The 25,794-nt window shown below is 72.6% G+C and carries 21 protein-coding genes and 1 pseudogene; 14 read left to right on the top strand and 8 right to left on the bottom strand.

Features of this window, described 5'->3' with window-relative positions; translation table 11 throughout:
• The first annotated feature begins 3 nt into the window (after positions 1 to 3).
• The 3 genes from ACWEJ6_RS44110 to ACWEJ6_RS44100 are packed head-to-tail and all read left to right on the top strand — an operon-like array spanning position 4 to position 6,413.
• A complete protein-coding gene (locus ACWEJ6_RS44110) occupies positions 4 to 1,224 on the top strand; it encodes a glycoside hydrolase 5 family protein (protein ID WP_452431432.1) in 1,221 nt (406 codons plus the stop codon).
• A 45-nt stretch (positions 1,225 to 1,269) separates the two neighbouring features.
• Positions 1,270 to 5,481, top strand: a complete 4,212-nt coding sequence (locus tag ACWEJ6_RS44105; RefSeq protein WP_452431431.1) for a glycoside hydrolase family 38 N-terminal domain-containing protein — start codon at positions 1,270 to 1,272, stop codon at positions 5,479 to 5,481.
• Positions 5,478 to 6,413 carry a DUF7158 domain-containing protein gene (locus tag ACWEJ6_RS44100; protein WP_452431430.1) on the top strand — a complete coding sequence of 312 codons (936 nt, stop codon included), beginning with the start codon at positions 5,478 to 5,480 and terminating at the stop codon, positions 6,411 to 6,413. Before ACWEJ6_RS44105 ends, ACWEJ6_RS44100 begins: the two co-directional genes overlap by 4 nt.
• A 276-nt stretch (positions 6,414 to 6,689) precedes the next feature.
• Here ACWEJ6_RS44100 and ACWEJ6_RS44095 read toward each other — a convergent pair whose 3' ends face one another.
• A complete protein-coding gene (locus ACWEJ6_RS44095) occupies positions 6,690 to 7,340 on the bottom strand; it encodes a TetR/AcrR family transcriptional regulator (RefSeq protein ID WP_452431429.1) in 651 nt (216 codons plus the stop codon).
• A gap of 139 nt (positions 7,341 to 7,479) precedes the next feature.
• On the opposite strand from ACWEJ6_RS44095, the gene ACWEJ6_RS44090 reads away from it, so the two are divergent.
• Entirely contained in the window at positions 7,480 to 7,827 is a 348-nt protein-coding gene (locus tag ACWEJ6_RS44090) for a nitroreductase family deazaflavin-dependent oxidoreductase (protein ID WP_452431428.1), read from the top strand.
• A 28-nt stretch (positions 7,828 to 7,855) separates the two neighbouring features.
• Positions 7,856 to 8,539 (top strand): DUF4386 domain-containing protein, encoded by a 684-nt coding sequence (locus tag ACWEJ6_RS44085; protein WP_452431427.1) that lies wholly within the window; start codon positions 7,856 to 7,858, stop codon positions 8,537 to 8,539.
• A 71-nt stretch (positions 8,540 to 8,610) separates the two neighbouring features.
• Here the strand turns inward: ACWEJ6_RS44085 and ACWEJ6_RS44080 are convergent, their stop codons facing one another.
• Positions 8,611 to 10,086 carry a S41 family peptidase gene (locus ACWEJ6_RS44080; RefSeq protein WP_452431426.1) on the bottom strand — a complete coding sequence of 492 codons (1,476 nt, stop codon included), beginning with the start codon at positions 10,084 to 10,086 and terminating at the stop codon, positions 8,611 to 8,613.
• A 167-nt stretch (positions 10,087 to 10,253) separates the two neighbouring features.
• Here ACWEJ6_RS44080 and ACWEJ6_RS44075 point away from each other — a divergent pair, with 167 nt between their 5' ends.
• The 4 genes from ACWEJ6_RS44075 (at position 10,254) to ACWEJ6_RS44060 (ending at position 13,709) form a co-directional block, all read left to right on the top strand.
• Positions 10,254 to 11,498 (top strand): sensor histidine kinase, encoded by a 1,245-nt coding sequence (locus ACWEJ6_RS44075; RefSeq protein ID WP_452431425.1) that lies wholly within the window; start codon positions 10,254 to 10,256, stop codon positions 11,496 to 11,498.
• Positions 11,495 to 12,199, top strand: a complete 705-nt coding sequence (locus ACWEJ6_RS44070; protein ID WP_452431424.1) for a response regulator — start codon at positions 11,495 to 11,497, stop codon at positions 12,197 to 12,199. Before ACWEJ6_RS44075 ends, ACWEJ6_RS44070 begins: the two co-directional genes overlap by 4 nt.
• 323 nt (positions 12,200 to 12,522) lie before the next feature.
• Positions 12,523 to 13,104, top strand: coding sequence for an RNA polymerase sigma factor (locus tag ACWEJ6_RS44065; RefSeq protein WP_452431423.1), 582 nt, complete (start codon positions 12,523 to 12,525; stop codon positions 13,102 to 13,104).
• Positions 13,092 to 13,709: a hypothetical protein gene (locus ACWEJ6_RS44060; RefSeq protein ID WP_452431422.1), complete on the top strand. Its 618-nt coding sequence runs from the start codon at positions 13,092 to 13,094 to the stop codon at positions 13,707 to 13,709. The genes ACWEJ6_RS44065 and ACWEJ6_RS44060 overlap by 13 nt, the downstream gene beginning before the upstream one ends.
• Positions 13,710 to 13,726: 17 nt before the next feature.
• On the opposite strand, the gene ACWEJ6_RS44055 is transcribed toward ACWEJ6_RS44060, so the two are convergent.
• The 3 genes from ACWEJ6_RS44055 to ACWEJ6_RS44045 form a co-directional block, all read right to left on the bottom strand.
• Entirely contained in the window at positions 13,727 to 14,275 is a 549-nt protein-coding gene (locus ACWEJ6_RS44055; protein ID WP_387676218.1) for a hypothetical protein, read from the bottom strand.
• A 90-nt stretch (positions 14,276 to 14,365) separates the two neighbouring features.
• A complete protein-coding gene (locus ACWEJ6_RS44050; protein WP_452431421.1) occupies positions 14,366 to 15,409 on the bottom strand; it encodes a DUF5937 family protein in 1,044 nt (347 codons plus the stop codon).
• 57 nt (positions 15,410 to 15,466) lie between these two features.
• The gene (locus ACWEJ6_RS44045) at positions 15,467 to 15,886 is read right to left on the bottom strand and encodes a hypothetical protein (RefSeq protein WP_452431420.1); all 420 of its coding nucleotides are present in this window, start codon (positions 15,884 to 15,886) and stop codon (positions 15,467 to 15,469) included.
• 168 nt (positions 15,887 to 16,054) lie between these two features.
• On the opposite strand from ACWEJ6_RS44045, the gene ACWEJ6_RS44040 reads away from it, so the two are divergent.
• From ACWEJ6_RS44040 to ACWEJ6_RS44025, 4 genes are all read left to right on the top strand, one after another.
• A complete protein-coding gene (locus ACWEJ6_RS44040; protein WP_452431419.1) occupies positions 16,055 to 18,742 on the top strand; it encodes an ATP-binding protein in 2,688 nt (895 codons plus the stop codon).
• Between the two features lie 144 nt (positions 18,743 to 18,886).
• Positions 18,887 to 19,858 carry a class A beta-lactamase gene (gene bla, locus ACWEJ6_RS44035; protein WP_452431418.1) on the top strand — a complete coding sequence of 324 codons (972 nt, stop codon included), beginning with the start codon at positions 18,887 to 18,889 and terminating at the stop codon, positions 19,856 to 19,858.
• A 96-nt stretch (positions 19,859 to 19,954) separates the two neighbouring features.
• Positions 19,955 to 20,554: a GNAT family N-acetyltransferase gene (locus ACWEJ6_RS44030; protein ID WP_452431417.1), complete on the top strand. Its 600-nt coding sequence runs from the start codon at positions 19,955 to 19,957 to the stop codon at positions 20,552 to 20,554.
• A gap of 109 nt (positions 20,555 to 20,663) precedes the next feature.
• The gene (locus ACWEJ6_RS44025) at positions 20,664 to 21,602 is read left to right on the top strand and encodes a hypothetical protein (protein ID WP_452431416.1); all 939 of its coding nucleotides are present in this window, start codon (positions 20,664 to 20,666) and stop codon (positions 21,600 to 21,602) included.
• Between the two features lie 71 nt (positions 21,603 to 21,673).
• Here ACWEJ6_RS44025 and ACWEJ6_RS44020 read toward each other — a convergent pair whose 3' ends face one another.
• The 3 genes from ACWEJ6_RS44020 to ACWEJ6_RS44010 form a co-directional block, all read right to left on the bottom strand.
• A complete protein-coding gene (locus ACWEJ6_RS44020; RefSeq protein ID WP_452431415.1) occupies positions 21,674 to 22,939 on the bottom strand; it encodes a valine--pyruvate transaminase in 1,266 nt (421 codons plus the stop codon).
• Between the two features lie 136 nt (positions 22,940 to 23,075).
• On the bottom strand, positions 23,076 to 24,131 hold the full coding sequence (locus ACWEJ6_RS44015) for an LLM class flavin-dependent oxidoreductase (protein WP_452431414.1): 1,056 nt from the start codon (positions 24,129 to 24,131) through the stop codon (positions 23,076 to 23,078).
• A gap of 69 nt (positions 24,132 to 24,200) precedes the next feature.
• The gene (locus ACWEJ6_RS44010; RefSeq protein WP_452431413.1) at positions 24,201 to 25,286 is read right to left on the bottom strand and encodes a DUF5937 family protein; all 1,086 of its coding nucleotides are present in this window, start codon (positions 25,284 to 25,286) and stop codon (positions 24,201 to 24,203) included.
• Between the two features lie 100 nt (positions 25,287 to 25,386).
• Here ACWEJ6_RS44010 and ACWEJ6_RS44005 point away from each other — a divergent pair.
• Positions 25,387 to 25,794 (top strand): annotated as a pseudogene (locus tag ACWEJ6_RS44005) (hypothetical protein); the annotation flags it as partial.

Below are 25,794 nucleotides of genomic sequence, written 5' to 3'. Positions count from 1 at the left end.
CGCGTGCCCCTGCTCGACCCCATCCGCCACGGCGCCAACTACGTGCCCTCCGCCGGCTGGTTCCACAGCTGGCTCGACCTGTCGCTCGACGCGGTCCGCCGCGACTTCGAGGACCTGGCCTCGATCGGCCTGGACCACGTGCGCGTGTTCCCGATCTGGCCGTGGATCCAGCCCAACCCGGGGCTGGTCCGGCAGCGCGGCGTGGAGGACCTGCTGGCCGTGATCGACGTCGCGGCCGAGTTCGGCCTGTCCGTCGCCGTGGACCTGCTCCAGGGGCACCTGTCCAGCTTCGACTTCCTGCCCTCCTGGGTGCTCACCTGGCACCGTCGCAGCCTGTTCACCGACCGCGGCGCGCGCGACGCCATAGCCGCCTACGCCGACCGGCTCACCCGGGCCGTCGCCACCCGCGGCAACGTGTTCGCCGTCACGCTCGGCAACGAGGTCAACAACCTCTACCCCAGCAACGCCACCACCCCCGAGGCGTCCACGGCGTGGGCCGCCGAGCTGATCGACGTCGTGCGTGCGGCCGCGCCCGGCCTGCTCGCCCTCCACTCCCTGTACGACGCCACCTGGTACGACCCGGAGCACCCGTTCCGTCCCGCCGACAACGTGGACCTGGGCGACCTGACCACGGTGCACTCCTGGGTGTTCAACGGCGTCTCCGCGATCGACGGCCCGCTCGGCCCGGCCACCGTCTCGCACGCCGACTACCTGGTCGAGCTGGCCGCCGCCACCTCGCTCGACCCGGCCAGGCCCGTCTGGCTGCAGGAGATCGGGGTGCCCAGGCCCGACGTGCCCGAGGCCAGGACCGCCGAGTTCGTCCGCCGCACGCTCGACGCGGTGACCGCCAACCCCGCCCTGTGGGGCGTCACCTGGTGGTGCTCCCACGACCTGGACCGTTCCCTCTCCGACTTCCCCGAGCGGGAGTACGAGCTGGGCCTGTTCACCGTGGACCACCGTCCCAAGCCGGCGGCCAAGGAGCTCGCCGCGATCATCGACGAGCGCCGCGGCCGTACCGAGGCGCGACGTCCGGCCCTGCGGTGCGACGTGGACCTGCGGACCGAGCCCGGACGCCGGGCCGAGGTCGCGCCGGGCAGCGCCTTCCACGCCGCATGGGTCCGGCTGCGCCAGTCCGGGCCCGTGGCCGTCGTCGCCGGCGACCGCGCCGACGACCCCGGCCACCTCACTGCCCGGGGGATCGGCAGCGTCCTCACCCCGGAGTGAACGACGGGCCGACCGCAAGATCATCGATTTGCTGAAGGGAAGACCGTGTCAGTCGCCATCGTCTCCGTGGAGTCCACGGACCTGTTCACGGGCACCGAGGACGCCCCGCGCCAGGTGCTGCGCGTGACGCTCGACGGCCCGCCCGCCCGGGTCGTCGTCACCGGCCCGGGCGTGGCCGGGGAGGCGGAGGGCGCGGGCGTGGTCGAGGTGCCGCTGGAGATCGCCGGCCCGGTCCCGGGGGCCGAGCTGCCGGTCGTGGTGACGGCGGGCGGCGCGCGGGCCGAGGCCGTGGTGGTCGTGGCCGAGCCCGGCTGGACGATGTTCCTGGTCTCCCACTTCCACTACGACCCGGTGTGGTGGAACACGCAGGCGGCCTACACCTCGCCGTGGGAGCTGCTGTCCGGGGACGCCACCACCCGCCCGCTGTGGGAGCGCAACGGCTTCGCGCTGGTGGAGGCGCACCTGGACCTGGCGCTGCGCGACCCGGTCTACAAGTTCGTGCTGGCCGAGATCGACTATCTCAAGCCGTACTTCGACGTCCATCCCGAGCGCCGGGCCGACCTGCGGCTGCTGATGGAGCGCGGGCAGGTGGAGCTGGTCGGGGGGACGTACAACGAGCCCAACACCAACCTCACCGGCGCCGAGGTCACGATCAGGAACATCGTGTACGGCATCGGCTACCAGCGCGACATCCTCGGCGGGGATCCGGCGACGGCGTGGCAGCTCGACGCGTTCGGGCACGACCCGCAGTTCCCCGGATACCTCGCCGCGGCGGGGCTGACCGGCAGCGCGTGGGCGCGCGGGCCGTTCCACCAGTGGGGGCCGATCCAGAAGAACTTCCGCGAGGCCAAGGACGACGCCCGGGTGATGCAGTTCCCGAGCGAGTTCGAGTGGATCGCCCCCTCGGGGCTCGGCGTGCTGACGCACTTCATGCCCCACCACTACTCGGCCGGCTGGTGGATGGACTCCGCCCCCGACCTGGCGAGCGCCGAGCACGCCGTGTACGAGCTGTACCGCAAGCTCAAGCCGGTCGGGGCGACGCGGAACCTGCTGCTGCCCGTGGGCACCGACTACACCCCGCCCAACAAGTGGGTCACCGAGATCCACCGCTCCTGGAACGCCCGCTACGTCTGGCCGCGCTTCGTCTGCGCCACCCCGCGCGACTTCCTCGACGCGGTCCGGGCCGAGCTGGCGGCCACCGGACGCCGCCCGAGCCCGCAGACCCGCGACATGAACCCGGTCTACACCGGCAAGGACGTCTCCTACATCGACACCAAGCAGGCGCAGCGGGCGGGCGAGGTGGCCGCCGTGGACGCGGAGAAGCTGGCCACCCTCGCCGCGCTCGAAGGGCTCGGGAGCTACCCCGAGGCCGCGCTGGACAAGGTGTGGCGGCAGCTCGCCTACGGGGCACACCACGACGCGATCACCGGCAGCGAGTCCGACCAGGTCTACCTGGACCTGCTGTCGGGCTGGCGCGAGGCGTACGACCTGGCGGGCGCGGTGCGCGACGTCTCGCTCGCCTCGCTGGTCGCCCGCGTGGACACCGGCGGCGAAGGCGTCGCGGTGGTCGTCGCGAACACGTTGTCGTTCGACCGGTCGGCGCCGGTGGCCGTACGGCTGCCCGCCGGGCTCGACGGCGGACGGGTGCTCGACGACGCCGGCGCGGAGGTGCCGTGCGTCGTGGACCGGGGGACCCTGCGGTTCCTGGCCGAGGACGTGCCCGCCACCGGCTGGCGCACCTGGCGGCTCCTGCCGGGATCGTCCCGGCCCGGTGCGGCCGCGTGGACGGCCGCGCCCGGCGTCACCGTCGAGAACGCCCGCTACCGCGTCACCGCCGACCCCGGCCGCGGCGGCTGCCTGTCCGCCGTCCTGGACAAGAAGGCGGGACGCGAGCTGCTACGGCCCGGCTGCGTCGGCAACGAGCTGCGCGTCTACGAGGAGTACCCCGCCCACCCCGACTTCGGCGAGGGCCCCTGGCACCTGGTGCCCAAGGGCCCGGTCGTCGGCGCGGCGGAGGGCGCGGCCCAGGTGCGGCGCGAGACCTGCCCGCTCGGCGAGCGCCTGGTGATCACCGGGACGGTGGACGGCATCGGCTACGAGCAGACCGTCACCCTCTGGGACGGCGTGGACCACGTGGACCTGGCCACCCGCGTCCTGGACTACCGCGGGGCCGACCGGCTGCTGCGGCTGAGCTTCCCCGCCGACCTGCCCGGCGCGCTGCCGGTGAGCGAGGTGGCCGGGGCCGTGGTCGGGCGCGGGTTCGCCCTGCCCGACGTGGACGCCGCCGAAGCGCCGTGGACCCTCGACAACCCCGCCAACACCTGGTTCGGCCTGGGCTCCACCGCCCGCGTCGCGCTCACCGGCCCCGGCGGCCGGCCGCTGGGCGAGCGGGCGCTCGGCGTGGCGGAGGTGGTCGTGCCCGGCCCGGACGACGCCGCCGGCGTGCGCGACCTGCTGGTCGCGCTGGTCAGGGCCGGGGTCACCGCGACCACGGCCGGTGCGGACTGGTCCAGGTACGGCTGGCTCGACATCGACTCCAACCTCCCCGACTTCCGCATCATGATCGGCGGGCCGCGGGAGAACGACGCGGTGCGCGAGCTGCTGGAACGCGCGGGCCCGGCCTATGCCGAGGTCCTGGAGCGGGACGGGCGCGTCTGGGTGCCCGCCGCCCGGCCGCTGCGCGAGGTCTGGCGGCCCAACGCCGACCTGCGTGACCTGCGGGCGCTGCCGGCCCTGGTCACCACCGATCCCGCCGCGCTGACCGCCGACCTCGCCGACGCCCGCGTGAGCTCCGCCTGCCCCGGCGAGGTCCCGGAGTCCGAGCTGCTCACCGGCCACACTGTCGCGCTGCTCACCTACGGCCTGCCGGGCTTCGCCGTCGATCCGGCCGGCACGTTGCACCTGTCGCTGATGCGCTCGTGCACCGGGTGGCCGTCCGGGGTGTGGATCGACCCGCCCCGCCGTACGCTGCCCGACGGAGCGGGCTTCCAGCTCATGCACTGGACCCACGAGTTCCGTTACGCGCTGGTCTCCGGCGAGGGCGACTGGCGCACGCTGACGCTGCCCGCCCGCGGGCAGGAGTTCAACCATCCGCTGTACGCCGTGCTCGCCGAGCCGCACGGGGGCCCGTTGCCGCCGACCCGGTCGTACCTGAAGGTCGAGCCGGCCCGGGAGGTGCTGGTCGGCACCGTCAAGCCGGCCGGCAACCCGACCGCACACGGGTCGGCCGCCGCGGCGGACCCGGCTTCCGGGGTGACCGTGCGCCTGATGGAGTCCACCGGACTCGGCCGCGACGCCGTCCTTTCCGGTGCGCTCGCCCTCACCGAGCCGCACCGCGCCGACCTGCTCGAACGGCGGCGCGAACCCGTCCAGGGGGCCGTCACGCTGACCGGCGCCGAGGTCGCCACCGTGATCGCCGTCCCCGGCCTGCCGCTGGGTGGGTCGGCCCGCGGCGGTGCGGTGCTGGGGCCGGCGGCCGAGGTGGCGCAGCCGGTGCACGCGCGGTACTGGCTGCACAACCGGGGGCCGGCGCCGATGGGCTACCTGCCGGTGAGCGTCACGGCGTCGCCGGGCCTGGTGCGGACCGAGGGCGAGCCCGCCGAACTGTCGGTGGTGCTCTCCTCGCACCTGCTCGACGCCGACGTGGAAGGAGCCGTGGAGATCCTCGTCCCCGAGGGCTGGACGGCCGGTCTGACGCGGCGCCCGTACCGGCTGGCGGCGGGCGGGCACGTACGGTTCCCGGTGACGGTGACCCCGCCCCGGGGCGTCGAGCCCGGCCTGTACTTCGTCGCCGCCCGGATCCAGCATGACGGCCAGACCGTCGAGGACGTGGTCACCGTCGCCGTCGGCGACCTGCCCGGCGTGCTGCCCGTGCCCGGTGACGTCCCCGAGGAGTGGGTGGCCGCGCAGGGCAGCAAGGACCGTCCCGGCCGCGACACCGGCCTGTCGGTGGAGGTGACGACGCCGTCGGTGCGCGTCGCTCCCGGCGGGCGTGCCGTGCTGGGGCTGGCGCTGCACAACCGCACGAACGGTGAGATCCGGGGCGAGCTGCAGGTCGTCTCGCCCTGGGGCACGTGGGACCTGATCGCCGCCCCGGTCCGCGGGTTCGTCCTGGCGGCCGGCGAGAGCACGGTCGCCGAGTTCGAGGTGTCCGCACCCCGCGACGCCGTCCCCGGCTCCGCCTGGGCCCTGGGCAAGGTCATGTGGTTCGGCCGCTGCCAGTACGCCCCGACCGTCGAACTGGTGGTGACCCCATGACCCACCGTTCCCACCCCGCCCATCCCCGGCCCCGCGCTGAGACCTCCACCCCCGTGCCCGCAGCGGACCATCCGACCTCCACCTCCGCGCATCAGGTCGGCCATCCGGACTCCGCCCACGCGCCCGTCACCGGCGAGCCGGTCGCGCCCGGTGTGGGGCCGGTGCTCGGCTGGCTCGACGGCTGCCCGCTCCCCCGCTCCGAGCTGGACCGACGGCTCGCAGCCCTGCGGAGCGGCCCGAGGTCCTCGGCGCTTCCGGCAGCGGGCACGGCCGAGGACCGGCAACTCACGCGCTGGGTGGCCCAGGTGGTGCTGACCGAGCAACTGTGCGCCGCCGAGGCCACAGCCCGCGGACTCTCCCTGGAGAAGCCCCGACCACCCCGCCCCAACCAGCCCCCCGCCGACGTCCCTGCAGTACGGCCGGACCAGCGAGCCACCGACGCCATCGCGGTACGGCTCGACCAGCGGGCGGCTGTTGAGCTGGGTTCGATCGCTGCGGCGGCCTACGAGGGAAGCGCCGCCGTCCGGGCCGTCTACGAGGCCGTCACCGCCGACGTCACGGTCTCCGCGTCGGAGGCGGCCGCGTATCGGGAGGCCACCACGCGACCGCCCACCGGACCGACATGGCGGCTACGCACTCCGGACGGCGACTTCGACGCAGACCCCGGTTCGCTGCCCGTCACCCTGGCCGAAGCTCTGGCCGCCGCCGTACCGGGCCAGACGGTGGCGGCCGGCCCGTGGACCGCCACCCTCGTCACCCGCCACGACCCCGTCCCGGACCGAGATGCACCCGCCGACGGCCTCCTCGACTCCGCGCGCAGGGTGGCGTTCGTACGCTGGCTCGACCACGCCCGCGCCCACCGGCTGCGCCTGGTGCCGGGCCTCGAACACCCCGGCGACCCCGCCCAACCCGACAACCACCACCGCCACTGACGTCACCATCCACCCGGCCGGACCGGTCCGGTCTCAGCCCCGACCCCGCCGACGTACTCACTCCGTCAACGGCCATGTGGCATGTGCCGGCCCCTGACGTGCTCCCAGGCGAGCTGTGATAGCCGAGCGCCGACGACGTGGACCGGCCCGTCCAAGCCCCTCGCCCTCCACCAGACGGCGGCACTGTCCGACACGGTCGGCCGGTCGGCCACTCACGTTGGTGCTCTCGCTGCTGTTCGCCACCCGTATCGAGAAGTTCACCCGGGGTTCGCCCGATCACTGGACGCTTCGGCGCGCTTCGAGGGCGTCCAGGATCAGGTCGAGGCCGTAGCCGAATTCGCTGGTGTAGTCGTAGCCCGGTCGCAGGGCGTGGTCGCGGATCAGCTCGGTGAGGTACGGCAACTCCTTCTCCGGCAGTTGCCGGAGGATGTCGCCGGCCACGTCCTCGACGTCGTCCGGCGTCGCCATCGGCAGGTTCGCCTCCTGCAGGACGAACCCGGAGACGTAGCTGTCGATCAGCGACACGGCGTGCGCGGCCATCGGCAGCGTGAACCCCGCCTCCCGCAGGACGCCCAGGACGGCGTCATGGTGGCGCAGCGTCGCCGGTCCCGGATCGCGGCGGGAGTCCATAAGGCCGAGGGCCCAGCTGTGCTGCGACAGGACCGCGCGGGCGGAGACGGCTCGCGTACGGATCGCGTCGCGCCAGTCGTCGCATTCGGCACCCGGCAACTTGATCGCCGCGAACACCATGTCGACCACGCCGTCGAGGATCGCGTCCTTGTTCGGCACGTGGTGGTAGAGCGACATCGCCTCCACGCCCAGTTCCTGCGCCACCCGGCGCATCGTGATCGCCTCCGCGCCGCCGCGGTCCGCGACCCGGATCGCGGCTTCCAGGACGAGGACTCTGCTGAGCGGTTGCGGCGGCATGACGGCTCCGGACGTGTGCGGGTTGACAGCCTTACGAGCGTAAGCCAACCTTACAGCCGTAAGTGGCCTTACGGGCGTAAGGCTGTTCGGGAGCATAGAGAAGGAGATTTCCATGCCGATGCCGAGGTGGTGGGGGCACGTGAACAAGAAGGTGTTCAACCCCCGCGCGATGACCGGCGGAAGATGGCCGGTGCTGATTCACGTCGGCCGCATTTCCGGCGCCACGTACCGCACGCCGCTCGACGCGCATCCCGTCGACGGCGGTTACCTGTTCGTTCTGGTGTATGGGTCGCGTTCGGACTGGGTGCAGAACGTCCTGGCGGCCAGAAATGCGCGGCTCCGGGTCGACGGGAAGGACGTGGAACTCACCGCGCCGCGCCTCATCGGTGAGGACGAGGCTTTCCAGGCCCTTCCCGAGAAAGTGGCACGCCCGCCGAAGCTGCTCCGCATCACCGAGTTCCTGCGCATGGACCTGCACACAGGCTGACCACCACGACGATCTCGGGACAAGAATCGTGCACACGAACAAGCGGGCGACCGCGATTGCCGGTGCCCTGGTCATCCTGGGTATGATCGCCGGCGCGCTGAGCGTCGTTCCCGCCGTCGACGAACCACGCCGTCTCGCTCTCGTTTCCGCACACGAGGGCCAGGTCATCCTCGGCGCGGTCGCTCAGTCCATCATGATCCCCGCGTATGTCGGGTTCGCGCTGTGCCTGTATCCGATGGTGCGGGCGGAGAACGAAAGACTCAGCGCGGGTTTCCTCGGGTTCAGGCTGATCGCGGCGACGTTCCACTTCATCGGCGTCATCATGCTGCCCTTGTTTCTCGTGCTGGGCCGGGAACTCGCCCAGGCCGACGCCGTGGCCGCATCCAGCATCGAGGTCTTTGGAGAATTACTGCGGACGGCGCGCGACTTGGTCAATCATGTCGCATTGATCATCTCGCTCAGTCTTGGAGATCTCCTGTTGTTCCGCATTCTGTGGCGGTCGAGATCTGTCCCTCGATGGTTGTCCGGGTGGGGATTCCTGGCAATAGCGGCAGCCGTGTCGGCGAGTTTCCTGGTGCTGCTCGGTGTGACTGACGTCGTGACGCCGCTCTACCTGGCGATGAATGCGCCACTGGCCCTGCAGGGCTTCGTCTTCGCCGTGTGGTTGATGACAAGAGGTCTCGTCACGCAGAAGGCATCTTTGAGGCACTAGCGGCGGGCCGTTCACCCCGATTCCCATGGCCGGCCGCCGCCCGCGGCCGGCCTGTTCCTCGGGCGGAGGCGCTACCGTCGCCGCCGGCTCGTCAGGTAGGAGAGGGCCTTGGCGAAGGCGGCGTCGTGGCCGCCGTTCAGTTCCTCGTCGCTGAGGACGCCGGGAACGGACAGGTGCGGCGGGATGCCAGTGACGTCGAAGGTGGTCCCGTCGCGGGTCAGGAAACGTTCGTTGGGCAGAGCGAAGCTCCACCCGTTGGGCAGCTTCCGCCACAGGAAGTCGGAGAACGCTCCCTGCGTGTTCTCCCCGATCCGCTCGGGCCGGGGCGTCCGTCCCGTCATGGCCTGGGTGAAGGTCTCGCCCGCGCTGATGGTCAGGCTGCTGGTGAGCATGGCGATGGGGCCCGTGTACACCGGGGCGGTCGCCGGCCGTACGGGCACCGGCTGGGGGCGGGTGAACCCGGGCGGATCGCCGGGGGTGTTGCGGGCCTGCTTGGCGTACGCTTGGTACGGCCTGCCGGTGAGCCTGGAGGCGAGCCGCAGGCCGAGTGCGTCGTAGCCGCCGAGATTGACGCGGACGTCGATGATGAGACCGCGCAGCCGGCCGGGCCCCGAGGTGCGGGACACGGTGAAGATCTCGTCGAGCGCCCGGTCCAGCTCGGCCGCGTTGGGCTCGTAGCCGCCGTCGGCGTAGCCGTCGAACGCGCCCAGCCGCAGGTAGCCCAGGCCGCCCGGGAGGTCGGCGTACCCGATCACGCCTCGTCCCCACTGTTGCAGGGGCTTGCGGGTGTCGTTCTTCTCGACGAACTCCCGGACGCGTTCGTTGAAGGCGATGAAGGCCGGCACCCCGTCCAATTGCCTGGTGCCCGGACGCAACGGTCTGGCGAACTGCCTGCCGCCCGCGATGAGCGCGGTGTGCGCGTCGCCGAGCTCCTTGAGGATGTCGCGCAGGACGGCGAACAGCTCCTCGTCCCCGCTGTCCGGACCGATCCTGGACCGGTACCGGTCCCGTACGGCTCGCCAGTCGACGCCCTTGGTGGCGAAGAACGGGTAGTTCTCGGCGAAGGTCGTCCAGAAGACGTCGAACACCTTCACCGGATCAGCGGGCGTCGGGGTGGCGCAGGCCCCGGGCAGGCGGGGCAGCCTCCGCAGGCCGATGGCGCCGACGCTGCCCGCATACCGTAGCCGCGCCCGGCCTGGTCCCCGCGTCTGGACGACGATCCGCCGGCCGCCCTCCTGGGCCGTGAAGGACGCCGAGTCGCGCGTGCGCGCCGTCTGTTCCGCCGAGAGCACCCCACGCAGGCAGCTGATCGCCGTCGTGTCGTAGGTGATGAGCCGCCCCTGGCCGATGCCGAAGACGGTGCCGTACCCGTCGGCCCGCCAGAGGCCGTCCAGCGGCTGCCGTCCGGTAGCGGCGTCCGCGGGCGGTGTGGCGACCTGTCCCGCCACGGCGACGCCCAGCGCGGCCAGTACGGCGGCCAGTCGCCGGAGCGTCCGTCCGCGCCCCCTCTTTCTGCCGTCGGTGCCGAGATCGTTGTTGTCGTTCATGGGGTCCGACGCTAGGCAGCGTGCCCGGCCGGGCACGTCACACCACGGAGCCGTCCATACCGGTCATACCTTCTGGCCATCCGGCCGCCGCGTCATACCCAGGTGGGAGGCCCGAAGTCGGCTCTGGGGCTGATCCGTCCGCGAAGGCCGACAGCTACGGTGATGGCATGTCGCGCGCCTTCACCACGGCCCCGGCCCCGGCCGGACCGGCGGTCCTGTCCGCGCTCCGGTTCGCGAGGGTGCGGGCCGGAGCGCCCTGGGTGGTCGCCTGCTTCATGTTCGCCATGAACGTGGGGATGCTCGCCACCGTCTACGACGCTCCGGTCGAGCTGACGGTGGCGCTCGCGGCGGCCTGCGCGGCTCCGGTGACGATCTGCGGGCACCGGCCGGTGACCGCCTGGCTGCTGCTCTACACCGGGATGCTGGTCACGCCGCTGCTGGTCGCGCCGCCGCCGGCGAACAATCCGTGGCCGTGGCTGCCGATGCCCGTGGTCGCCTATCTGATCGTGCTGTTCGTGCTGGCGCAGCACCGGCCGCGATGGATGCTGGCGGCCGTGTGGGCGCTGTCCCTCCTCGGCGCGCTGGCGGACGTGTCACTGGTGCCCATGTCGTCCACGGACCGGGCCGTGGCGCTGCAGCTCGTGGCGGCCGTCGTGCCGGTGCCGTTGATCGTCGGCGACAACGTGCGCTGGCGCCGCCGGGCCCGGGCGCGGGTCGCCGAGCAGGAACAGGTCAGCGCGGCCGAACGGGCCCGGCGCGAGCTGCTGGAGGAACGGACCAGGATCGCCAGGGAGATGCACGACGTGGTGGCGCACCACATGTCGGTGATCGCCGTACAGGCCGCCAGCGCGGCGCGCAGGCTCGGCGGGGTGCCCGCCGGCGCCGAGCGGGAGTTCGACTCCATCGGGGCGGCGGCCCGGCAGTCACTGGCCGAGATGCGGCGCCTGCTGGGCGTGCTTCGCAGCGACGACGCGCTGCCGCCGCGCGAGCCGCTGCCGGGTCTCGACCAGTTGGGCGTGCTGGTGGAGAGCGCCAGGCGGGCCGGCACACCCGTCGAGCTGACGGTGAGTGGCCTGCCCAGGCGCATACCCCCCGGCATGGAGCTGCCGGTCTACCGGATCGTGCAGGAGGCGCTCAGCAACGTGATCCGGCACGCGCCGGGCGCCGCCACAGCCGTGGCGGTCACCGGAAACGGGTCCGGGCTGCGGGTCGTGGTCGAGAACGCGCCGCCCGCGGGCGCGGGGCTCGCGCTCGCCGAGCCCGCGGGCACCGGTCACGGGCTGGCCGGGATGCGAGAACGGGCCGCCATGGTGGGCGGTGTCCTGCTGACCGGGCCGACGCCGCGGGGCGGGTTCCGGGTCGAGCTGACGCTACCCCTGGTGCAGGCCGGACACGAGAAGGGGCACCCATGACGATCCGGGTGCTCGTCGCCGACGACCACGCGATGGTCCGGGCGGGCTTCGGCGCCCTGCTGACCGCCGAACCGGACATCGAGGTCGTCGGCGACGCGGCCGACGGTGAGCAGGCGGTGGACCGGTCAAGGCGGCTGCGGCCCGACGTCGTCCTCATGGACGTCCGCATGCCCGGCATGGACGGCCTGCGGGCGGCCCGGCTGCTCCTGGCGCCGCCCGGCGGCCAGTACAGGCCGCGTGTGGTGATGCTGACCACCTTCGACCTGGACGACTACGTCTACGAGGCGCTGCGCGCAGGCGCCAGCGGGTTCCTGCTGAAGGAGGCGCCGCCCGCGGACCTGGTCTCGGCCGTACGGGTGGTGGCGGCCGGCGACGCCCTGCTCGCCCCCTCGGTGACCCGGCGTCTCATCGAGGAGATCGCCCGGTGCCGGCCCGCGTTGCCTGGCGCCGCCCCCCTGGTGCAGTCGCTGACCGAGCGGGAGTCCGAGGTGCTTGTGCACGTGGCCCGCGGCCTGTCCAACGCCGAGATCGCCGCGGCCCTGATCGTCGCCGAGCAGACGGTCAAGACGCACATCGGCCGCATCCTGGCCAAGCTCGATCTCCGCGACCGCGCCCAGGCGATCGTCTTCGCCTACGAGAGCGGCCTCGTCGTACCCCGCTCCGACCTCCCGGCGCACGGGAACTGGAGAACACCGACTTGAGAGGGCGGTGAGAAGTCGGCACACGCGCGCCTGCCCCACCTTGAACGTCCAGACGGAGCCCCGTCTGGCGCAGGCGTCCGCCGGCGGCTGGCCGAGATCGCGAGCAGTCGTACCTGCCCATCCGCCGCGCCCACGGCTTGTATCGGCGTTTTCGCTGGTCGTCGGGTATGCGTCGGACGTTCGGCACATGCTTCGGAAATGCCTGGCCCCCGGACTCTTCGCCGAACCACTTTGCACCTGTGCCGCCCGCGTTCCCCCGTGAAGGATTTCGGGCTGGCGCGGTAAGTACTGGTGACCGCATACGCCAGGAAAGGTCGGTATGCATGACAATCCCTCGCGAAGCAGTCGAGGTCGACGACGCGCTCCTCATCGAGAGATCGCTGAACGAACCCGAGATCTTCGCCACGTTGTTCGACCGGCACGCGCCGCTCCTGCACCGTTACGTCGCCAGACGATTGGGCCCCAGCGAGGCGGAGGACGTCGTCGCCGACACCTTTCTGGCCGCCTTCCAGCACCGCGGCGGCTACGACAGGAATCGTGCCGATGCCCGACCGTGGCTGTACGGCATCGCCTCCAACCTGATCGGCCGACGGCGGCGTACCGAGATGAGCCTCTACCGCGCGTACGTGCGCAGCGGCGTGCATCCGGCGGAGCTGTCCGGCTCCCGGGTCGAGGACGAGGTCAACACCCTGGCCGTCAACCGCCCGCTGGCGCTGGCCCTGATGGAGCTCGCACCGGCCGATCGCGACGTGCTGCTGCTCGTCGCCTGGGCCGAACTGAGCTACCAGGAGGTGGCCGACGCGCTGGCCATCCCGCCGGGAACCGTCGCCTCGCGACTCAACCGGGCCCGTCTTCAGATCCGGCAAGCCCTGAGCAAAGAAGGAGAACGCAAATGGACGCCCTGAAAGCCATGTGGCAGACCGTTCCCCCCGCCACCCCGGACGAACTCGCCGGCGCACGGCAGCGACTGCTCCGCGGGATGCACCCCCGGCGACGCGTCGTCACCGGCCCTCGGCTGCTGGTCGCGGCCGGAGTCGCGGCGGCGATCACCGTCACACCGTTGGTCGCCGGGACCGGGCCCGCCGCCCATGCGGTGACCAGGGGCCCGGACGGCACGGTCGAGGTCACCGTCAACGAGCTGCGTGATCCCGCGGGCCTGGAGGCCAAGCTCGACGCGGTGGGCATCAAGGCCGACGTGACCTTCCTGGCCCCGGCCACGCGGTGCGCGGGCCCGCGATTCACCGGCGTGGACCGCGCCTACGGCGGGGAACCCGCCTCCGACGCGGGCGAGCTGCGTTCACTGGTGGAAGAGTCGCGATCGTACAAGGCGACCCGGGTGAAGTCCGTCCGGACGATCCAGATCTTCCCGCAGTACATCAAACCGGACGAGACGCTCGTCGTGGAGTTCCGCGACAACGGGAACCCGGAGGCGCCCTGGCAGCTCGGCGCCTGGCTGGCCGAGGCGGGCACCCCCGTGAAGCCGTGCACGCCCGTCGCGGGCGCTCAGTGAAGGCCGCCGCGGCCAGCTCACCACCGCTCCACCCCCGCATGCTCTGACCTGTGGGAAGCGGCAGGTGGGGTGGACGGCAGCCGGCCGAGGTGGATGGCGGCGTGCCAGTACGCCGGGTTCCCGGGCACGGTCCACGCCCTCTGCACCACCGCGCCGAGCCCGGGCGCGTCCCAGGACTCCGCGCCGTACCGGCTCAGGTCCGTCAGGATCGCGTCATGCACCGCCCCGAACCGGTGCAGGAGCAGCGAGGCCGGGAGGTGCCGGCCCGCCTCCACCCCGCCGATGTTCAGCGCCTGCCCGACGGCGGGGTCCTCCCAGCGTGGGTCGAGGCTCCAGTGCGACCGGCCGGCGGCGGCCTCCGTCAGCACCGCCAGGTTGATCTCGTCCCACATCAGGACGTGCGCGATGAGGTCGTGCAAGGAACGGCAGAAGTCGCCGAGCGGGCCGGAATCCACCAGATGGTCGGCGTCGAGCTGCTGCTCGGTGAGTCCGGTGACGCGAGCGAGGAGGATGTCCCGATCGGCGCGCAGGCGGCCGATCGCCTCTTCCGGAGACAGGATCGTCATGGTGGTGCTCCCTCGATGAAGTGGTTGGGAGGGACTTCAGCACCACCGCGGCCGTCCGGCCAGCGAACTGACGAATGCGATCAATCGTGCTCAGCGCAGCAGCAGCGACAGCACGTCCGTGCCCAGCTCCTCCAGGACGTCGGCGGCGAGCCGGTACCGCACGAACCGTCCCTGACGGGCCGTGGTGGCCAGTCCCGCCGCGGCCAGGGCGCGCAGGTGCCGGTTCACCTGGGTCGGGTCGACGTTCCACAACATCGCGATCTCGCCGGCCGTCCGCGGTTCGGTGGCGATCGCCCGGGCGACCTCCAGGCGGCCCTGGTGGGCGAGGGCCTCCAGCCGTCGCCGCACCACGGCGGCGGAGGGCACGGGGAGGCCGGCGTCGACGGGATGGAGGAGAAGGAGCGGCCGGCCGGGAACGTCGGCCACGTACAGGTGGGGACGGATGAAGGTGCTGGGCGCGACGACCAGCCCGCGCCGGGACACGTCATGACGGGCGGCCTGGATCTTGGCGATGCGGACGGCCACCCCGGCCGGGGCGAGCTCCATCGCGGGGTCGAGAGCGGCGAGCGCGGGCCCGGGCCCTTGCCGGGAGGCCAGGTCGGCGAAGCGTCGCGCCCGCCCGGCCAGCACCGGCCGGATCCGGGTCCACTCGGCCGCGAACCACTCCTGCCGGCTGCGACGCAGGAACGACAGGAAATCCGCGACGGCGTCCTGCGGACGCCTGACGAGCGCTTCGACGCGGGCCGCCACCGCCGGATCTCGCGCGCGCGACCACTGGAGCGCGACCTGCCGGTCGCCCGAGGGAGCGATCGGCCGCAGCAACTGACCTGCCAGCTCCTGGACGGGCATGGCACGCAGCTGTTCGAGCCGGTCGTCGAAGCTCTCCGCCGGGGGCTCGGGGGTGACGAACGGCGTCGCTCTGATGGCCTGCGCCGTCCACCACCACGATCGGGTCCAGGCCGCCAGGTCAGGGCTCATCGCCGTGAGGATCTTCGCCGCCCAGTCCTCCAGGCCGTGGTGACCGGGGTCGCGCAGGACGTGCAGCGCCGAGCCGAACTCGGTCATCGCCGATACCACCGGCAGCAGGGATCCCGCCTGCATGCACCGGTCGAGGCCAGTGATCACTGTGGGCATGGAACCGATCCCATCATCCCCGCAGCCGAAGCCGGTACGCCGGGACAGAGGCGCGGCTCAGGCCCTGCGCAGGCCGGCGAACTGCAGGCCGGTGAAGCCCGCCACCACCACCGCCTGGACGATCACGTAGGCGGTGCCCAGACCGGTCAGCGGGAACCACCCGGCGATCAGCGTCTCCACACTGGCGATCACCCATGCCACGTTGACCACCATCACCGCGACCACCGCCGCCCTGTTCACCACCGGACGGACGGCAAGGCGGAGCAGGGAGGCGGCGAAGGCCACCAGGAACACGCCGGCCGGCACGAGGAGGGCGGCGGGCAGGCCGAACATCGAGCCGAAGATCGCGGCGACGGCCAGGAAGACGAGCCCGTTGGCGCCCGACCCGACGGCGTCCTGCTTGAGCGCGAAACGCAGCAACGTGGCCTCGGCCTTGGACCCGGCGGCGGTGGTGGGCGCGGCGGCAAGGGCAGCCATGATCAGATCCTTTCGTCGGTGCGGGATGCCGTCATCCCTGCTGCCGTCGAAACTACGCAGGCCGGTGGCGCGCCGAATCTGTCATCGTGACGGTAGTGCCGGGTCACGGTCATTGCACACCGCTCCCACCTGGAAGAGGCACATGTCCGTACCGCTAGATTTTCGGCCATGTTGTATGGGCGGGCTGCGGAGCAGGCGCAGGTGGACCGGCTGCTGACGGACGCCCGGTCCGGACGCAGTGGCGTGCTGGTGGTGCGCGGGCAGCCGGGCATCGGGAAGTCCGCCTTGCTCAGCCACCTGACCGAGCGCGCCGCGGGGGTCCGGGTGCTGCACGGGGTCGGCATCGAGTCAGAGGCGGAGCTGCCGTACGCCGCCCTGCACCTGCTCCTGCGCTCCGAGCTCGACCGGATCGACGCGCTGCCCGAACCGCAGGCGGCGGCGCTGCGGGGCGCGCTGGGGATGGGCGCGACCGCTCCGGTGAACCGGTTCCTCGTCGGGCTCGCCCTGCTCAGCCTGCTGGCCGAGATCGCCGGCGACGGGCCGCTGCTCTGCCTGGTCGACGACGCGCAGTGGTTCGACCGGGCTTCCGCCGACGCCCTGGTGTTCGTGGCGCGGCGGCTGGACGCGGAGGGCGTCGCGCTGGTGTTCGCGGGCCGGGAGGAGTTCGACCCGCAAGGGCTGCCCGAGTTGTGGCTGGACGGCGTGGACCGTGAGGCGGCCGTCGCGCTGCTGACCGAGTCGGCCGGGGATCTGGCGCCGAAGGTGCGTGACCGCGTCCTGGCGGAGGCGGGCGGCAATCCGCTCGCGCTCCTCGAACTGCCGTCCGCGTTCACCGCGGAGCAGCAGGCCGGGCAGCCGAACCCGTTCACCGCGATCCCCGTCGCCGGACGGGTGCAGGAGGCGTTCCGGCAGCAGATCAGGGCGCTGCCCGGCACGGCGCAGACGCTGCTCGCGGTGCTCGCCGCCGACGACACCGGCGACCTCGGGATCGTGCTGCGCGCCGCGGAGTCCTTCTCCGCCCGGCTGGCGGACCTGGAGGCGGCGGAGCAGGCCAAGCTGATCGCGGTGAACGGTGCCACGGTGACCTTCAGGCACCCGCTCATCAGGGCCGCCGCCTACCGGAACGCGCCGTTGACGTCCCGGCTGGCCGTGCATCGCGCGCTCGCCGAGGTGCTCGACGGCGGCGAGCACGCCGACCGCCGGGCCTGGCATCTGGCCGCGGCGACGACCACGCCCGACGAGGACGTGGCGGGCGAGCTGGAGTCGGCCGCGGAGCGGGCGCGCACGCGTTCGGGCTATGCGGCCATGGCCGCGGCCTACGAACGGGCCGCCGAGCTCACCCCCGACACCGCCAGGCGGTCGGTACGGCTGGCCGCCGCGGCCGTGGCGGCCAGCGACGCGGGACAACTGGCCCGTGCGGGCGCGCTGGCCGGCCGGGCCAGTGAGGAGATCCGGAACCCGCTGGCCCTCGCCCATCTGATCCAGGTGCGCGCCCATCGGGAGTTCGAGCAGGGCAGCCCCGCCACGGCCGGTGACCTCATCATCGCCGGCGCGGAGCGGGTCGCCCCGCTCGACGCGGAACGGGCGGCCTACCTGCTCGTGGAGGCGATGCGGTGCGCGTGGTACGCCGGTGACCCGGGCCTGGCGGCGCAGGCGGCGAAGCTGCTCAGGGCGCTGCCCGAGGTGGGGTCTCCGCTGGTGAGCGGCGCGCTCGGGCTGTCCGCGCTGGCCAACGGCGAGCTGACGGACGCCGTCCCGCTCATGCGGGGGCTGGTGCTCGCTCCCGATCTGTCCGGGCTTCAGGTGCCGGGGCTGACCTTCGTGGCCCAGCTGTGTGCGCCGATCGGGCGCTACGGCCTGGCCGAGGCCATGGCGGCGCGCGTCGAGGCCGAGTGCAGGGCCCACGACATGGGCGGCTGGCTGACCGTCGCGGTGGAGATCCGGACGGAGGCGCAGATGTTGCTCGGCAGGTATCGCGAGGCGGCGTCCCGGCTGGAGGAGAGCATCGCGGTGGTCAGCGACCTGGGGCAGTGGAACGGAGCCGTCGTGCTCGCCGCGCTGCTCGCGGTGACGCGCGGCGAACTGGGCGACGAGCTCGGTTGCCGGACGGCGGCCACGACCGCGGTGGAACAGGCGAGAGCGCGCGGGCTCCGTACGGCCGAGGCGATGGCCCTGGCCGGGCTCGGGCGGCTGGAGCTGGCGCTGGGCCGTCCGGAGGCGTCGCTGAGGATGCTGGAGAGGATCTCGCCCGCCAACGCGCCGGTGTCCGTCTTCTCCGCCCCCGACCGGATCGAGGCCGCGGTCAGGGCCAAGGAGCCCGAGCTGGCGGGCGAGCCGCTGGCGTACTACCTGGACTGGGCGGCCGGTGTCGGCGTTCCGTCCGCCGATGCGATCGCGCTGCGCTGCCGCGCCCTCGTCGAGGACGACGAGGACCTGTACGAGCAGGCCGTCCGGGCGCACGAACAGGGCGAGCAGCCGCACGAGCAGGCCCGCACGCGGCTGCTCTACGGCGAGTGGCTGCGGCGGGCGCGCAGGCGCGCCGCCGCCCGCGCCCAGTTGCGCGCCGCGCTGGAGACCTTCGACCGGCTCGGCATGGCGCTCTGGGCCGAGCGGGCCCGCGCGGAGCTGCGCGCCACCGGCGACGTGCCCGCGGCCCCGCGCCGGCCGGACGACCCGCTCAGCGTCCTCACGGCGCAGGAGAGGCAGGTGGTACGGCTGGCCGCCACCGGCGCGTCCAACCGTGACATCGCGGCCCAGCTGTACCTCAGCCCGCGCACCGTCGGCTACCACCTCTACAAGGCCTTCCCCAAGCTCGGGATCTCGTCGCGGGCGGAGCTGGCCTCGATCGTCGCCTGAGCGTCGAGGGGCGCGAAGCGATTACCTGGGCGGATATCCGGATCCTTATGGTTCGGGGTCTCATATCGCTATTGGACGTCCCGCTGCCGCCTCTGGTCTCCTGGTCGCGCTCAGGAAGATCCGGATCGAGATCGGGGAGTCGGGATGAGAGACGTTCCTTACGGAGGGCTGCGCACCAGGCTCGGCGCCTCCGTGCTGGCGACCTCCACGGCGATGGCGGCCGTCGTCGGACTGGCGGGGTCAGCTGGGGCCGACACGCGCTCGGCGTCCGCCGTCGCCGCCGCGCAGCCGGAGAGCGGCACGGCCGGCGTCAGGAAGCAACTGCGCGCGCTGGAGGACTCCTACCAGGGACGCATCGGGGCCTACGCGATCGACACCGGCACCGGGAAGACCATCTCCTACCGCGGCGGCGAACGATTCGCCGGCGCCTCCACCTTCAAGGCCATCCTGTGCGGCGCCATCCTGAACAAGGCCCGCACCACCGATCCCGGCCTGCTGGACCGCACGCTGCACTGGACGGCCAAGGACGTGGTCGCGAACTCGCCGATCAGCGGACTGCCGGAGAACGTCAAGAACGGCATGACCGCGGACCGGCTGTGCCACGCGGCCGTCACCGCCAGCGACAACACCGCGGCGAACGTGCTCCTCAAGCAGATCGGCGGACCCGCGGGGCTGACCCGCTACTACCGCTCGCTCGGGGACCCGGTCGGGCGGCTCGACCGCTGGGAGCCGGAGCTCAACGACTGGAAGCCGGGCGAGAAGCGCGACACCGTCAAGCCCGCGTTCATGGCCCGCGACCTGCAGAAGCTCAGCCTGGGCGGCGCGCTCGTCCCCGAGGACCGGCGGCGGCTGAACGACTGGCTGCGGGCCGGCGTCACCGGCGCCGAGCGCATCCGTGCCGGGGTGCCGCGGGACTGGATCGTCGGCGACAAGACCGGGGGCGGCACCGGCGCGTACGCGCCGGGCAACGACATCGCCGTCGCCTGGCCGCCCTCCGGCGCGCCGGTGATCATCGCGATCTACACCAATCGCACCGACCCGGCCGCGACCATGGACAACAGCGTGATCGCCAAGACGGCCACCGTGCTGGTCCGCGGGCTCGGCCTCGCCAAGTAGGGTGAACGTGGCCGGTCGGGCCGGGCCGGCCCGGTAGTGGCGACCTGGGGGTAATTGCCTCGCGCGGGAGCCGTCCCGTGCTCTACCGTCGCGGCCATGACGTCATGCGATGCGTCCGAAGGCTTCCGGACCGCTCCCGATGGTGCCGGGCTGGTGATCCGGCGAGAGACCGCTGACGATCAGCAGGATGTGCGGGAGGTTCACACGCGCGCCTTCGGTGACGGGGAACGGGTTCCCGGGCTCGTGGAGGCGCTTCGCGTTGCGGAGGCCGCGCTGGCGCCGATGTCCTTCGTCGCCACCGTTGACGACCGGGTTGTCGGGCATGTCCTGCTGAGCGCGACCCGGTTGGACGCTCCGCGCCGGATCGTGGACGTCCTGTCCCTGTCACCGCTGGGCGTGCTCCCGGAGTTCCAGCGTCAGGGGATCGGCACCCGGCTCATCGCGTACGCCCTCGACGCGGCCGACAGCCAGGGGGTGCCGTTGGTGTTCCTGGAGGGTTCGCCGCGTTACTACGGCACGCGCGGCTTCGAGGGTGCCTGCGCGGCGGGCTTCCGTTCGCCGTCGCTGCGCATCCCTGAAGCCGCGTTCCAGGTCGCCCGGTTGTCCGCTCACGAGCCGTGGATGACGGGCACATTCGTCTACTCGGAGCCCTTCTGGGCCTTCGACTGCGTCGGCCTGCGCGACCCCGCGATCTGAGGGCCCGGTCGACGCCGAACGGAATCCGGCGCGGGTGTCGCAGGCAACCTTGTGCGGCGCTCACGCGTATGGGGTGGGGACAGCACTTCCCGACCTCTGGAGGAAAGACATGAAGCTCGCGACCGCACGGGTCCGGCCGCTGATCGCCGTCGGCACCGGCCTGGCCGCCGTGGGCGTCGCCGCCCTGCTGGGCCTGCCGAGCGTGGCGGAGGCATCGCAGACACAGCTCGCGGCCGCCGCGTCGGCTCCGGCGGAAGGCGCCTACTGGCATACGCGGGTGCTGACCCAGCGCACCGGTCCCCGCCAGATGGGCGGCGGCGCGAATCGCTACTGGGTGGTGGAGCAGGCGCTCACCGAGGAATGGACGGCACCTGACGGCAAGGCGTGGCTCGGATACCGGAACGCGGGGGCGTACCCGAAGAGCGCGGCGGACCGGAAGGCGTGGCGTCGCGACGGTTCGCCGTCCAAGTGGACCCGCACGGCCGACGGCCAGGTCGTGAAGCTGTCGACCGAGCCGGACAAGGGGCACGTCGGGCCCGTACGCAGCAAGAACGACAAGTTCTTCCTGGCCGGGCAGTGGCTGACGTACGACGAGGTCCAGCGACTGCCCGCGGACCCGGCCGGCTTGAAGTCCTGGCTCTCCGAGGCCGCGCGGGTCTCACGGGTCAAGCAGGACGACGTGGACCAGTTCGTCACCGGGGCGCTGCCGGAGATGCTCCATCAGCTTCCGGCGCCCAAGAACGTCCGCGCCGCGGCCTACCAGGTCCTGCAGACGATGCCCGCCGTCCGTTCGCAGGGACAGTCCAAGGACGGCATGGGCAGAGCCGGCGCGGCGCTGTCGATCGACCACCCGAAGGTCGTGCAGAAGAACGGACTGACGATCAAGGAGCAGACCGGCCTGATCGTGGACACCGGCACGATGCTTCTGCTGTCCAAGACCCGGACGACCGCGATCAGCGGCAAGCTGTCCCTCAACGAGGCCACGACCGACACCATGATCGAGACGGGCTGGACCGACAACCCGCCGGCCGTGCCCGCCTTGCCGTAGCGGCGTCACGGCGGCGGGGCCGCGCCGGGCCTGGGCTCATGGGAGGCGGCAGGTCCGGGCGGCGCGGGCCTTCAGGAGCCGCGGCGCAGCTCCAGGAGGCCTTCGGCGATCCTTCCGACGCCCTCGGCGATCACGTGTTCGTCGGCGGTGAGGCTGATCCGGAAGCACCGCCTGGCGTGGGACGCGGCCGTGGCGTCCGGCGCCGGGGTGGCGAAGAAGTGGCGGCCGGGGACGACGAAGACCTTCTTGGTCTTCAACAGCCGGTACAGGGCCATGTCGTCGAACCAGTCGTGATCGATCCACAACCAGCAGAACATGCCGCCCTCTCCGGCGTGCAGCCGCCAGGTGACGGACTCGGGCAGGAGGTCGGCCAGCAGGCGCTCGGCGTACAGGCGGCGGGCTCGGTAGAACGGGTTGATCACCGTGGCGGCGAGCCGGTCCAGCAGCCCCGAGGACAGCGCCCTGGCCGCCACCCGCTGCATGAGCTGCGGCGCGTGCAGGACGGAGTTGGCCATGAACGACACCATCGCCCGGATGTACCGGGACGGCCCGATCGCGAATCCGACGCGTTCGGCGGGCATGCCCGCCTTGGACAGGGTGAAGCAGTTGATCAGGTGGTCGTCCCACTGCGGGGCCACCCGGGAGGCGGCGACGCGGGGGAAGGGGGCGCCGTAGGCGTGGTCGACGATCAGCGGCACGTCGTGGCGCCGGGCCAGGTCGATCAGCCGGGCGAGCTCGTCGCCGTCGATGCTGCGGCCGGTCGGGTTGCTGGGGCTGGACAGCAGGAGCATGCCGACCTCGGGGCATCGTTCCACCGCCTCGAAGTCGAAGGCGTAGCGGAAGGACCTGTCGCCGGTCAGCTCGATCTCGGGGGCGATGCCGGTCACGCCGTCGGGGTCCGTGGACAGGCCCAGGTAGCCGGCGTAGTCGGGGGTCATGGGCAGGACCACGCGCTGGAACGAGCCGTCGGCGGTCTGGCCGGAGAACAGCGCGGTGGCGATGAAGAAGAGCATCTGGCTGCCCGGTCCCACCACGACGTTGTCGGCCGTGATGCCCCAGCCGTACCGGGCGTTGAAGGAGGTGACGATCTCCTCGACCAGGGTGGGCATGCCGCGCGAGGGCCCGTAGCGGCTGCTGGTCGCGGCGAAGTCCTCTGCCACGACGGTCGCGGTCAGGTCCCTCCAGGCGTCGATGACCTCCTTGATCTGGGCGGGGTTGCCGATGCTCAGGTTCAGCCAGTCGGACGCGCCCGAGGCGGTGGAGGTCGCGACGTCCTCCATGATGCTCCGCAGGCCCGACATGTCAGACATTTTCTGGCCGCTCCGCGATAACTTCATTCTTGCGTGTCCCTTCTCGGATCTGGCCCGCCGCCGGCACACACCCGCGGTTTATCGTGATCAAGCGAGTCCACCTCATTAGTCGTCGCCGCACAAGACGGTGACGACGTGCGCCGGCCGGCATGGTGCGGTCCTGTCAGGCGAGGAGTTCGGCCAGGCGGGCCATCTCGGCGGGTGGGTCGATCACCGGCTGGATGAGCAGTTCGTCGACGCCGGCCCGTTCGAGGGTGGCGATGCGGGCGCGGAGGTCGTCGCGGGTGCCGACCAGGGCCAGGGTGTTCATCAGCGAGGGCAGGATCAGGTCGCGATCCTGCGGCGCGATGCGTCCGAGGTAGCCGGGGTAGAGCTTGGTGTGCCGGTCGGGCGCGGTGGCGGTGGTGCCGCGCCGGTCGAGAAGTCGCCGCACGGCCTCGCGTTCCCCGGCGTCCAGACGCTCGGCGAAGGCGGCCGTGTCGGCGGCCGTGTCGGCGGCGAAGGTCAGCAGTGACAGGACGAGGTGGCCGGTCGCGTCCCTGGCCGCGTCGCCGTGGGGATCCTCGTCCTCGTCCAGCACGTGCAGTGCGGTGACCACGTAGGAGGCGGGGTCGCGGGGTGCGCCGTGGGCGGCGTGGCGGCGGGCGTCGTGCAGGGCGCGCCAGGCGGTGGGGTCGAGCAGGCCGAAGGAGATCAGGCCGGTGCCGCGGTGGCCGGCGACGGCGGCGGCCTTCGGCCCGGCAAGCGCGGCCACGACGAACTCGATCGGGTCGTCCGTGTGCACGTGCGCCCCGGCGTGCAGGAACCGGACGGCGCGGGCCCGGTCGCCCTCGCGGTACTCGACGCTCCGCCCGGCACACAGGTCCTGCAGCGCGGCGGTGAAGTCCTCCATCGCCGCCACCGAGGCCGGCCGCATGCCCAGCGTGCGGCGGGCGGTGTTCCCGGTGCCGACCCCGCAGATGATCCGGCCCGGCGCCAGGGCGTTGAGGCTGGCCAGCCCGCTCGCGGCGGCCGGGGCCGAGCGCAGCGCCGGTGAGGTCACGCCGACGCCCAGCCTGATGCGGCTGGTGGCCTTCGCGCACAGCCCCAGGGCGACGAAGGGGTCCCCGTGGAGCATCGGGCTGTCGTTCACCCAGAAACTGTGCAGGCCCAGCTCCTCGGCCCGCACGGCGAGATCCTCCACACCGGGCTGGGCGGCGACCACGACGCCTGCGCGCATCTGACCTCCACGAGAGAGTCTCCGAGAAAGGATCGGCTCGAACGTCCTCAGCCTGACAGCCGAAGCCGCTCAGCGCAGTACGGCCGTCAGCAGATCCGCGCCCAGCGCCGTCAGGTCGGGGACGTTGACGGTGTATCGGACGTAACGGCCGTGCCGCCGGGCTGTGAGCAGGCCCGCGCGGCGCAGGACGGCGAGATGGCGGGAGACCTCCGGAGGTGAGAGTTCCCAGGCGTGGGCCAGCTCGCCGGTGGTGTGCGGACCGCGGGCCAGGGTGCGCAGCAGCCGCAGCCGTATCGGATGCGCCAGCGCCTCCAGCCGCAGCGTGACCGTCTCCAGCGACACCGGCTCCGACGGGCCCGCCTCGGCCACGGGGTACTGCACCACCGGCTGCCATCCGGGCGCGTGCACCACCACCAGGTGCGGGCGGCCGAAGACGCTGGGGAGGAAGGTGACCCCCGTGCCGTGGGCGGTGGTGGCGTTGTCCTGCAGCTTGTCCACGACGATGCGGGTGCCGTCCGGCGCCAGGGTGACGGCGCCGGAGACGGACGCGAGCGCCGCCCCCAGGCCCTGGCGCTTCAGCAGGTCGTTCTTCAGGCGCAGGTCGGTGGCCAGTTGTGCGGCGACGCCCGTCCAGGCGGCGTCGAAGAACGCCTCGGCGCACTGTTCGAGGGTGTCGCGCACCCGCGCCCGCACGGCGGCCGGGTCCGCGAGCAGCCGTTCCGCGAACGCCTCCTGGAGCGCGCCGCGGGCCTGGGCCAGGTCCAGCGCCCGCTCGCGCGCCGTCGCGTCGGTGAGCGGCGACGGCGCGGCGAAATGCACCCGGTTGCTGCCGCACGTGGTGATGAGCGCGGCGGTCACGTAGGTCTCGTCGTCGATCCGGTCGACATCGTCCAGCTCCTCGGCGAGGGTCGGCCGGGGACGCGCGGGGACCAGGAAGTCGGCCCGCGAGGAACGCCAGAGGAACTCCGCCTCCCTGAGCCGCTCGGCCAGCTCCGGCCGCAGCCCGGCCCAGACGTCCCCGGCCCAGCCGGCGAGCTGCGGGTGGTGCCCGGGTTCGGCCAGCACGTGCAGCATCGCGGTCAGCTCGGCCAGCGGGGAGGCGGCGAACCGCAGCCGCCCGGACGGCAGGCCGCCGATGTCGATCCTCAGCGTCATCCCCCCATCATCCCTGGCCGGACGGCCGACGACCGCGTCGGTTGACGGTGTCCGTCAACTGGCGGAGCCGTCCCCCGCGGCCGGACGCAAGGTTGGCGCCATGGCATCCACCACCACGATCCGGCCGCGCGCCCTCGTCCGCGCCTCCGGAGGCCCCCGCTACGCCGTCGCCCTGGCCGTGGACGCGCTCGGCACCGGCCTGCTGCGGCCCTTCCTGCTGCTCTACGGGGTGACGGTGCTGAGGCTGTCCGCGCCGGTCACCGGCATCGCCATGACGGCCGGCGTCGTCGTGGGCCTGGTGTGCATGCCCGCGGTCGGCCGATGGCTGGACCGGGGCGCACGCAGCACCGTCGTGGCCGCGTCGATGCTGGTGCGGGTGCTGGGCGTGGCGCTGCTGCTGGCCGCCCCGGCGGGCACCGAGCAGACCGGCTACTCCCACATCTTCGACCAGCCCGGCAAGGTCGCGCTGTCCTTCCAGGGCACCGTGCCGCCCGCGGCGATCCCGTCC

The sequence above is a fragment of the Nonomuraea sp. NPDC004702 genome (genome assembly GCF_053601695.1).
The sequence above is the reverse complement of the archived record's forward strand: the minus strand, read 5'-3'. Positions and strand labels throughout refer to the sequence as shown.